At 41.2% G+C, this 10,643-nt stretch carries 8 protein-coding genes and 1 pseudogene; all 9 read left to right on the top strand.

What is annotated here, in order from left to right; all coding sequences use genetic code 11:
• Nucleotides 1-3,074, top strand: a pseudogene (locus QZ565_RS05525) (DEAD/DEAH box helicase); the annotation flags it as partial.
• A 47-nt stretch (nucleotides 3,075-3,121) separates the two neighbouring features.
• The gene (locus QZ565_RS05520; protein WP_295526673.1) at nucleotides 3,122-3,739 is read left to right on the top strand and encodes a cystathionine gamma-synthase; all 618 of its coding nucleotides are present in this window, start codon (nucleotides 3,122-3,124) and stop codon (nucleotides 3,737-3,739) included.
• Between the two features lie 10 nt (nucleotides 3,740-3,749).
• A complete protein-coding gene (murC, locus tag QZ565_RS05515; RefSeq protein ID WP_101784554.1) occupies nucleotides 3,750-5,084 on the top strand; it encodes a UDP-N-acetylmuramate--L-alanine ligase in 1,335 nt (444 codons plus the stop codon).
• Nucleotides 5,085-5,093: 9 nt separating this feature from the next.
• Nucleotides 5,094-5,576 (top strand): GNAT family N-acetyltransferase, encoded by a 483-nt coding sequence (locus QZ565_RS05510; RefSeq protein WP_203176087.1) that lies wholly within the window; start codon nucleotides 5,094-5,096, stop codon nucleotides 5,574-5,576.
• Complete coding sequence (locus tag QZ565_RS05505) at nucleotides 5,552-6,046, top strand: N-acetyltransferase (RefSeq protein ID WP_295526666.1); 495 nt, start codon at nucleotides 5,552-5,554, stop codon at nucleotides 6,044-6,046. Before QZ565_RS05510 ends, QZ565_RS05505 begins: the two co-directional genes overlap by 25 nt.
• A 79-nt stretch (nucleotides 6,047-6,125) precedes the next feature.
• Entirely contained in the window at nucleotides 6,126-7,832 is a 1,707-nt protein-coding gene (mltG, locus tag QZ565_RS05500; RefSeq protein ID WP_295526663.1) for an endolytic transglycosylase MltG, read from the top strand.
• A gap of 60 nt (nucleotides 7,833-7,892) precedes the next feature.
• Nucleotides 7,893-8,375, top strand: coding sequence for a transcription elongation factor GreA (gene greA / locus QZ565_RS05495; RefSeq protein ID WP_000818750.1), 483 nt, complete (start codon nucleotides 7,893-7,895; stop codon nucleotides 8,373-8,375).
• 74 nt (nucleotides 8,376-8,449) lie between these two features.
• Nucleotides 8,450-9,814 (top strand): amino acid permease, encoded by a 1,365-nt coding sequence (locus tag QZ565_RS05490; protein ID WP_049547134.1) that lies wholly within the window; start codon nucleotides 8,450-8,452, stop codon nucleotides 9,812-9,814.
• 100 nt (nucleotides 9,815-9,914) lie between these two features.
• Nucleotides 9,915-10,325 (top strand): GNAT family N-acetyltransferase, encoded by a 411-nt coding sequence (locus QZ565_RS05485; protein ID WP_295526658.1) that lies wholly within the window; start codon nucleotides 9,915-9,917, stop codon nucleotides 10,323-10,325.
• Nucleotides 10,326-10,643 lie beyond the last annotated feature (318 nt).

Below are 10,643 nucleotides of genomic sequence, written 5' to 3'. Positions count from 1 at the left end.
CGTTGCGCTTTATGAAACTGGTAAGGTTGACATCATCAAGGAAAAGAACAATCGGCTCTACACTCGCGTTGCAGAAGAAGAACTGCGCTATAGTTTAGAGGATGATTTGGTTTTTTGTGCCTGCGATTTTTTCCAAAAGAGGGGCTACTGTGTGCACTTGGCGGCGCTGGAGCATTTTCTAAAAAATGATGAGCGTGGTCAGGAAATCTTGCAGAGTCTGGAAGAAGGTCATGAAGAAAAAGAGGCCGTTGAAACCAAGGTGACCTTGGGTGGAAAATTTTTGGACCGAATCTTGCCTCCAAAAGCAGAACGTGCCTATGAATTATCGGCTGTGGGGCAAGTGGAAGCAGGAACCAATCATATCTTGTGGACCCTTAGAATCGGGCAAATCAATAGCCAAAAATACTATGTCATTCGGGACATTCCACTCTTTTTAAGGGTTGTCGAGCAGAGAAAACCTTATATGATTGGTAAAACTTATGAGGAGTCTCTGTCTTTGGAAGCCTTTGATGAAGCTAGCCAAGAACTTCTGACTTTCTTGCGCGGACTAATAGAGGAAGGACTGACTTCAGACCTCTTTTTCCAAAACCAAGGCCGACACCTCTTTTTCCCTCTGACCTTTTTTGAGCAGGGTGTGAATTTACTGATGACCTTGCCTCATTTTCAATTTGCCCACCAAGTGGATAGTTATCAGACTCTGCTTTTTCAGGATATGCATGCTGATGCCAATCTCTTTACCTTTACAGTAACAGAATACTCGGACTATTTTGAAATGGAAATCAGTGAGAGTCCAAGGGTCAATGTCTTTTATCAGGGTGCTGTGCTATTCCATAAAGGACAGGTTTATTTTCTAACAGACCAGCAGATGCGTCTTCTCAAAGAAATCAAAGCGCTGTCTGTGGATCAACATGGAAAGAAATATCTGCAATTTGATAGCAGTGACCGCGATAAATTGGCTTCTTGTTTAACTCTTTTTAGCCAGATGGGCACTATTTCAGCTCCAGAACGCTTACAAATCAAAACTTTTGCTCCCTATTTTTACTTTGACAGGGAAGAGGATAACCGGATTCGTCTAGAAATTCAGTTTGATTATGGAGACAGCCAGGTCTCTAGCCGACAAGAGCTGGAAGAATTGCCATTTTCGAGTGATGCTAACTTAGAAGAAAAAATTTTCCAAGTTTGTCTGGCTGCGGGCTTTGAAGCAGATTTTCAATCTTGGCGTCAGGCCTTAAAAGTGGAGTCTGTCTATCATTTCTTCCATGAAATCATTCCAATATTTGAAAAACTCGGGCATGTTGACCTATCAGACAAGCTAGAAGAACTTTATAGCCTAGCGAGTCCTCAAGTGCAGATTGCTTCTAAGGGAGGTCTCTTGGAAATCCAGTTTGATTTTCAAGATATTGCCCAAGAGGAAATTGACCAAGCCATGCAGGCCTTGGTTGCCAACCAAGATTTTTACATTGATTCCTCCAATCAAGTCTACTTTTTCGATGACGAAACCAAGAAAATTCGCCAAAATCTACAGGAACTAGGACAGTTTGAATTAAAAGATGGGACCTTGCAGGCTCGAAAATCCTTGGCCTATAGTTTAGCTCATCTCTTTGAAGGGCGTGACCGTGTTTCTTTTTCACAAGAATTCCAGAATTTGGCCCAGGATTTAACGCATCCAGAGGACTTCCCACGACAAGCAACTCAGGTTCAGGCTGATTTACGAGATTATCAGGAAAAGGGAATCGGCTGGCTGCAAATGCTCCACCATTATGGTTTTGGTGGGATTTTGGCTGATGATATGGGACTTGGTAAAACCCTTCAGACCATTGCTTTTTTGACCAGTCAGGTGACAAAAGAAAGTCGGGTTTTGATTTTAGCTCCGTCAGGTTTGATTTACAACTGGGCGGATGAGTTTCAGAAATTTGCCCCACAGTTGGATGTAGCTGTTGTTCATGGTTTGAAAGCAAGTCGTGAAGAGATTCTTGCTGAAAGCCATCAAATCTATGTGACGAGCTATGCCACCTTCCGTCAGGACAGTGAGCTTTATCAGGGGATGGCTTTTGATTTCCTTTTCTTAGATGAAGCTCAGGTTATGAAAAATGCCCAGACCAAGATTTCCCAGACCTTGAGACAGTTTGTAGTACCGTCGGTCTTTGCCTTGTCAGGAACTCCTATTGAAAATCATCTGGGTGAGTTGTGGTCTATTTTCCAAATTGTTATGCCAGGACTCTTGCCAAGCAAGAAAGAATTTATGAAATTGCCAGCTGAGCGAGTAGCTCAGTTTATCAAGCCTTTCGTTATGCGACGCAAGAAAGAAGAAGTTCTGACTGAATTGCCAGATTTGATAGAAGTCGTTTATAAGAATGAACTGGAAGACCAGCAAAAGGCTATCTATCTAGCCCAGTTACAACAGATGCGGGAACGACTGGCTCAAGTGTCAGACCAGGAATTCCAACGAAGTCGAGTGGAAATCTTGTCTGGTCTGATGCGCTTGCGTCAAATCTGTGACACCCCTGCCCTCTTTATGGAGGATTATCAGGGTGCCAGTGGTAAACTGGATAGTCTACGAGATCTGCTGGTACAGGTGGCAGACGGTGGACACCGTGTCTTGATTTTCTCGCAGTTCAAGGGAATGTTGGAGAAAATTGAACAAGAACTACCAGACTTGGGCTTGACTTCCTTTAAAATTACAGGGTCAACACCAGCCAAGGATAGACAAGACATGACTAAGGCATTTAACCAAGGGGAGAGAGATGCCTTTCTGATTTCCCTCAAGGCCGGCGGTGTCGGTCTCAATCTAACTGGTGCAAATACGGTTATTTTAGTGGATCTTTGGTGGAATCATTGGGGATATGCGTGCGCGGGACGCAGAAGCCATTGGCCGTGCCCATCGGATGGGTCAGGAAGAAACGGTTGAGGTCTATCGCTTGGTGACCAAGGGAACCATTGAAGAAAAAATTCAGGAACTTCAAGAACAGAAGAAACATCTGGTGTCACAAGTATTGGACGGCACAGAGTCACGTGGCAGTCTGACCCTAGCAGAAATTAGAGAAATTTTGGGAATTTCTGAAGCCAGCACTTGAAAAATCAAGACAATACGCTATAATGAAGTGTTGAAAGGAAATAGGAAATGAGAGAAGAACGATTTCCATTGGTCTCAGATGATGAGGTCATGCTGACTGAGATGCCGGTTATGGACCTCTATGATGAATCTGACTTTATCAGTAATATCAAGGGAGAATACCGTGATAAGAATTATCTGGAGTGGGCCCCTATTACTGAAGAAAAACCAGTCAAACCGATTGAAAAGCCAGTAGAGAAACCTAAGAAGGCTGGTTTAGGAGTTAAAAAAGAAGGAAAGAGCTATGCGGAGGTGGCGCGTGAAGAAGCGCGTGCGGACTTGAAAAAGAAACGCTCTGCTAACTATCTAACTCAGGATTTCAGCCGTGCGAGACGTCATTCTAAATCAGGCCTTCTTAGACAGGGTAACCAACCGACAGCTCCTTTCCAAAAGGAAAATCCTGGTGAATTTGTCAAATATAGCCAAAAATTGACCCAGTCTCATTATATCTTGGCGGAAGAAGTTCATTCTATCCCTACCAAGAATGAAGAAGTGTCAGCACCTGCTCCAAAGAAAAACAACTATGATTTTCTAAAGAAGAGCCAAATCTACAATAAAAAAAGTAAACAAACAGAACAAGAACGTCGGGTTGCCCAAGAGTTAAATCTGACCAGAATTACAGAATAGGGGAGAAAACATGCCAAAGACATATCATTTTATCGGAATTAAGGGATCAGGGATGAGTGCCTTGGCCTTGATGTTGCACCAAATGGGGCACAAGGTTCAAGGATCAGATGTTGAAAAGTACTACTTTACTCAACGTGGTCTTGAGCAGGCAGGAATTACTATTCTTCCTTTTGATGAAAAGAACCTAGACGGTGATATGGAAATTATCGCTGGAAATGCCTTTCGTCCAGATAACAACGTCGAAATTGCCTATGCAGACCAAAATGGTATCAGCTACAAACGTTACCATGAATTTCTAGGTAGCTTTATGCGTGACTTTGTTAGCATGGGAGTAGCTGGAGCGCATGGAAAAACTTCAACGACAGGTATGTTGTCTCATGTCTTGTCTCACATCACAGACACTAGCTTCTTGATCGGGGATGGGACAGGTCGTGGTTCGGCCAATGCCAAATATTTTGTCTTTGAATCTGACGAATATGAACGCCACTTTATGCCTTACCACCCAGAATACTCTATTATTACCAACATTGACTTTGACCATCCAGACTATTTCACAAGTCTCGAGGATGTTTTCAATGCCTTTAACGACTATGCCAAACAAATTACCAAGGGTCTTTTTGTCTATGGTGAAGATGCAGAATTGCGTAAAATTACGTCTGATGCACCAATTTATTATTATGGTTTTGAAGCAGCAGGTAATGACTTTGTAGCTAGTGAGCTTCTTCGTTCAACAACTGGTTCAACCTTCACCGTTCACTTCCGTGGACAAGAATTGGGTCAATTCCACATCCCAACCTTTGGTCGTCACAATATCATGAATGCGACAGCTGTTATTGGTCTTCTTTACACAGCAGGATTTGATTTGAACTTGGTGCGTGAGCACTTGAAAACATTTGCCGGTGTTAAGCGTCGTTTCACTGAGAAAATTGTCAATGACACAGTGATTATCGATGACTTTGCCCACCATCCAACAGAAATTATTGCGACCTTGGATGCGGCTCGTCAGAAATACCCAAGCAAGGAAATTGTAGCAGTCTTCCAACCGCATACTTTTACAAGAACCATCGCCTTGTTGGACGAATTTGCTCACGCTTTGAACCAAGCGGATGCTGTTTACCTAGCGCAAATTTATGGGTCAGCTCGTGAAGTAGATCATGGTGATGTTAAGGTAGAAGACCTAGCCCAAAAAATCAACAAAAAACACCAAGTCATCACTGTTGAAAATGTTTCTCCACTCCTTGACCATGACAATGCTGTCTATGTCTTTATGGGAGCAGGAGATATCCAAACCTATGAATATTCATTTGAACGTCTCTTGTCTAACTTGACAAGCAATGTTCAGTAGGATATTCTTATGGAAATTCCAATTAAGATCATTCAGGCAAGTGATGCTGATTTGGCTGAGATGGAGGCACTTCAGGCTTCATCTTTTCCAGCTGAAAAGCAGCAACCTTCCCATATTTTAGAAGAAAGTATCCGTAAGTCTGCGGATACCTTTCTTCTAGCTAGGGATGAAAATCAACTGTTAGGCTATATTCTAAGCGGTCCTCAGCCAGACAATCCGCAATGTCTAAAAGTACATTCTTTAGTCATTGAGTCTGACCATCAGAGACAGGGCTTGGGAACACTTCTTCTTGCAGCCTTGAAAGAGGTGGCAGTTGAGCTGGAGTACAAGGGGATTCGTTTGGAGAGTCCTGATGAGCTGCTTTACTATTTTGAAATGAACGGTTTTATTGATGAAGAAACTTCCCTTTATGCAACTAGCCAGGGTTATAGTATGATTTGGTTTAATCCCTTTTATCTGGAGGCACAATGGAAATTAGGAAAGCAAGATTAGAAGATTTGGATCGGATTGTCGAGATTGAACTAGAGAATTTTTCAGTCGAAGAAGCCATTCCTCGATCTGTCTTTGAGGCACATTTGCGAGAAATTCAGACCTCTTTTCTGGTTGCGGAAAAAGAAGGTAAGATTATTGGTTATATCGAAGGGCCAGTTGTCCCTCACCGCTATCTACAAGACCAGTCTTTTACAGAAGAAATAAAAGACTATAGTCATGAGACTGGTGGCTATATCTCTGTGACCTGTCTCTCTATTGCCAAGGAAGTACAGGGTCTTGGACTGGGTCAGAAATTGCTAACAGCCTTGAAAGAAGTTGCTCTTGAAGATGAGAGAGAAGGCATTAACCTAACCTGTCATGACTATCTCATCGCCTACTATGAAAAACACGGATTTGTCAATGAAGGCCAGTCCCAATCAACCTTTGCAGGAGAAACATGGTATGATATGGTCTGGGATGCTAAAAAATAAGTTAGAAAAGCATGCTAGGTTGCTTTTCTTTCGTTTTTAAGATATAATATTATGGATTGTCAACGAGGAGGATAAACTTTTGAGTGAAAAAACAAGAGAAGACGAAAAATTAAGCTTTAAAGAGCAAATTTTACGTGATTTAGAGAGAGTAAAAAAACAAGATAGAAGTGAGCAAGAAAACGAGATTACAAGTTTTGAAACTCCTTCATCTCAAGAAGATTCAGTAGTTCCTTCAACTCAGGAACATGAACCTTCAGCAGAAGAGTTGATGGCTAATTCTCTTTCTGTTGTGGATCAAATATTAAAGAATGCTCCTAGTGTTCCGTCACGTTCAAATGATATTTCGGATGAAATTGCAACAAATGAAGAAGTTGCAGAATCTAAAATTGAAGCGGTTGTTGAACCTGTAGTTGAACCAGTAGAACCTATTTTCGAGCCAGTTCAACCAAAAGTAGAACCTGTAAAACTTAACGAAGATAAAGAATTTAACGAGATTCCAACAAAGGTTGCGGTGTCGTATAAAACAAGTAGACAACAGGAAGAAGTTAGTACTCCTGCAGTGGATAATGAGCTATCTGAGTCAGCTGAATCGGCAGATAGCCTAGGTTCAGTTCCTAGACGTAGTCGCCGTGAGACAGTTAAACCAGTTAAGAAGAAAAAATCACATTTGAAGGCTTTCTTCATTTCTCTATTGATTTTCCTTTCCTTGATTTCGGCAGGTGGTTACTTCGGTTACCAGTATGTTCAATCATCTTTATTACCAGTTGATGCAAATTCTAAGGAATATGTAACGGTTCAAATCCCAGAAGGAGCCAATGTCCAAGAGATTGGCTCAGCACTTGAACATTCTGGTGTGATTAAACACGGAGTGATTTTTGCTTTTTATGCTAAATATAAGAATTATTCAGATTTGAAGGCTGGATATTATAATTTGCAAAAGAGCATGAGTACAGAGGATATCATCAAAGAACTACAAAAAGGTGGTACAGCTGAACCTCAAGAACCATCACTTGCAGATTTGACCATTCCAGAGGGATATACAATTGAGCAAATCGCCCAAGCTGTAGGCCAACTACAAGGTGAATTTAAAGAGCCTTTGACTGCGGATGCTTTCTTGGCTAAGGTTCAAGATGACAACTTTATCAGTCAAGAAGCTGCTAAATATCCAAACCTACTCGAAAGCTTGCCGACAAAAGAAAGTGGAGCTCGTTACCGTTTGGAAGGTTATCTTTTCCCAGCTACCTATTCTATCAAGGAAAGCACAACTATTGAAAGCTTGATTGATGAGATGTTGGCTGCTATGGATAAGACCTTGACTCCACACTATAGTGCAATTAAGTCTAAAAACTTGACAGTCAATGAATTGCTAACCATTGCTTCTCTTGTTGAAAAAGAAGGTGCTAAGACTGAAGATCGTAAGTTGATTGCAGGTGTTTTCTACAATCGCTTGAACCTAGGTATGCCACTTCAAAGCAATATTGCAATCTTGTATGCCCAAGGGAAGCTTGGTCAAAATATTAGCCTAGCAGATGATGCTGGAATTGATACATCGATTAATTCACCATACAATGTTTATACAAAACCTGGTTTGATGCCTGGTCCAGTAGATAGTCCAAGTCAGGACGCGATTGAAGCAAGTATCAACCAAACTAAGAGTGAGAACCTTTACTTTGTAGCCAATGTTACAGATGGTAAAGTCTATTACGCAGTGACACAGGAAGAGCATGATCGTAATGTAGCTGAACACGTCAATAGCAAGCTTACTCAAAATAGTAGTTCAAACTAAGACTACAAAAATGAGAATCTCAGATAGAGATTCAATACTATCGAAAGAAAGTTGAGAAAAATGGCAGAAAAAACATATCCTATGACCCTTGCGGAAAAGGAAAAACTTGAAAAAGAATTAGAAGAATTGAAATTGGTTCGCCGACCAGAAGTGGTAGAACGCATTAAGATTGCCCGTTCATACGGTGACCTTTCTGAAAACAGTGAATACGAAGCAGCTAAGGATGAACAAGCCTTTGTCGAAGGACAAATTTCTAGCTTGGAAACAAAAATCCGTTATGCTGAAATCGTCAATAGTGACTCAGTTGCCCAAGACGAAGTAGCGATTGGTAAAACAGTCACTATCCAAGAAATTGGTGAGGACGAAGAAGAAGTTTATATTATCGTAGGTTCAGCTGGTGCGGATGCCTTTGCAGGTAAGGTTTCAAATGAAAGCCCAATTGGACAAGCCTTGATTGGCAAGAAAACAGGTGATACAGCAACCATTGAAACACCTGTTGGTAGCTATGATGTAAAAATCTTAAAGGTTGAAAAAACAGCCTAAAGACAAAAAAAGGAGTGGGGAGGCTGTGCGCTTCACTCACTCCTTTTTCCATTTTAAATTGAATTGGAGACGATATGAGTTCAAAGAAGAAAAAAAATAAGATGGAGCGTGGTCTGACCAATCGTCACGTGCAGGTTATGGCCATTGCGGGAACAATTGGAACAGGACTCTTTTTGGGAGCAGGTCGCTCTATCAGCTTAACAGGTCCTTCCATTGTACTGATTTATATGATTACTGGAGCCTTTATGTTCCTCATGATGCGTGCAGTTGGGGAAATGCTCTATCAGGATCCTGAGCAACATACCTTTATCAACTTTATCACGCGCCATTTGGGTAAGGGCTGGGGGTATTTCTCTGTTTGGTCTTACTGGCTATCCGTTGTCTTTATCGGTATGGCGGAAATCACTGCTATCTCTCACTACGTTCAGTTTTGGTTCCCTAGCTGGCCAAGTTGGATGATTGAGATTGGATTTTTGACCATTCTAGCTTTAGTCAATCTGATTGCGGTTAAACTCTTTGGGGAAGTTGAGTTTTGGTTTGCTATGGTTAAGATTGTGGCTATTTTAGCCATGATTGCCACAGGGGTCTTTATGGTCTTGACAGGCTTTAAGACACCTCATGGAGTAGCAAGTTTAGCCAATATTGCTGACAATTTCTCCCTCTTCCCAAATGGTGGAGTGAACTTTGTTATGGCTTTCCAGATGGTTTTCTTTGCCTACCTCATGATTGAGTTTATCGGGGTAACAACTTCTGAAACCAAAAATCCACGTCAGGTCTTGCCAAAAGCCGTTAAGGAAATTCCTTTGCGTATCGCCTTTTTCTACGGTGGTGCCCTCTTAGCCATCATGGCTATCATTCCGTGGCGTGAACTTGCATCGGCTGATTCTCCTTTTGTAACAGTATTTGAATTGGCAGGTATCAAGTGGGCGGCAGCCTTGATTAACTTCGTCGTTTTGACCTCAGCAGCATCTGCTCTTAACTCAACCCTTTATTCAACAGGTCGCCATTTGTACCAGATTGCTCATGATTCGCCAAATCGCTTCCTAAAAGCGATCAAGGCAGATACCCTTTCTCGCCACAATGTGCCACAAAATGCCATCATCGCCTCAGCGATTTTGATTGCCCTAGCAGCCTTTATCAATATCTTGCCAGGTGTTTCGGATGCCTTTGCCTTGATTACGGCATCATCATCAGGTGTCTATATCGCCATTTATATCTTGATTATGGTGGCTCACCTTAAATACCGCAAGTCACCAGACTTTATGGCGGATGGCTATCTCATGCCCCATTATCGTTTCCTAAATCCTTTAACCATGCTCTTCTTTGCCTTTGTCTTTGTAACCCTCTTTTTACAAGAATCTACATTTGTCGGAGCAATCGGCTCAGCTATCTGGATTATCGGTTTCGGGATTTATAGCCAGTGGAAATTTAGAAAATAGATTAAGAACTCATCAACTCAGGTTGGTGGGTTTTTGCTAGTTTGACAGTCTATTGAAATAAGACTATAATCAAGCTGTAACAGTATTTGAGGAGATTTAGATGTACTTTAGATTGGAAAATAAGGAATCCCATAAATCACAAGAAATAGGGAATCTGATTCGTGTTTATAACCGTTCAAAAAGAGAAGAAGCTGAAAGTGAGCCACTTAATCTTTATGTCGAAGATGAAAAGGGCAATCTCCTGGCAGGTTTGATAGCAGAGACTTTTGGAAATTGGTTGGAAATTGAGTATTTGTTTGTAAAAGAGGAACTGCGAGGGCAAGGAATCGGTTCAAAACTATTGCAGCAAGCAGAAACTGAAGCTAAGAATCGAAACTGTCGTTTTGCTTTTGTAAATACTTACCAGTTTCAAGCTCCTGATTTTTATAAAAGGCATGGCTACAAGGAAGTCTTTACTTTACAAGACTATCCCTACATTGGGCAAAGACATTATTACCAAAAGGATTTGTAAGGTGAATATGAAGGTATAATACAAATAGAAAATCACACATAAGTATGGAGTCGGACTGATTGATATAATACTGGATATGGGCAATGTTTAAGGAGATTCTTGATCAGTAGCAGTTAGAACCTAGAAATTGTGTCTGTCTAGACGATATTGAGGACAATACAATCGCAGCTGAGACATTAGATGTGAAAGCCTAGCACGTCAAGAAAAGAAGCGATGTCTTAGATGTTTTGAAAAAAATTAATAAGCAGAAAACTCTTTATCATTTATGTGGTAGAGGTTTTTTTGTTAATAAAATATTACAAAATGACATATATATAC

It is taken from the genome of uncultured Streptococcus sp. (genome assembly GCF_915066115.1).
Taxonomy (GTDB): Bacteria; Bacillota; Bacilli; order Lactobacillales; family Streptococcaceae; genus Streptococcus.
The sequence above is the reverse complement of the archived record's forward strand: the minus strand, read 5'-3'. Positions and strand labels throughout refer to the sequence as shown.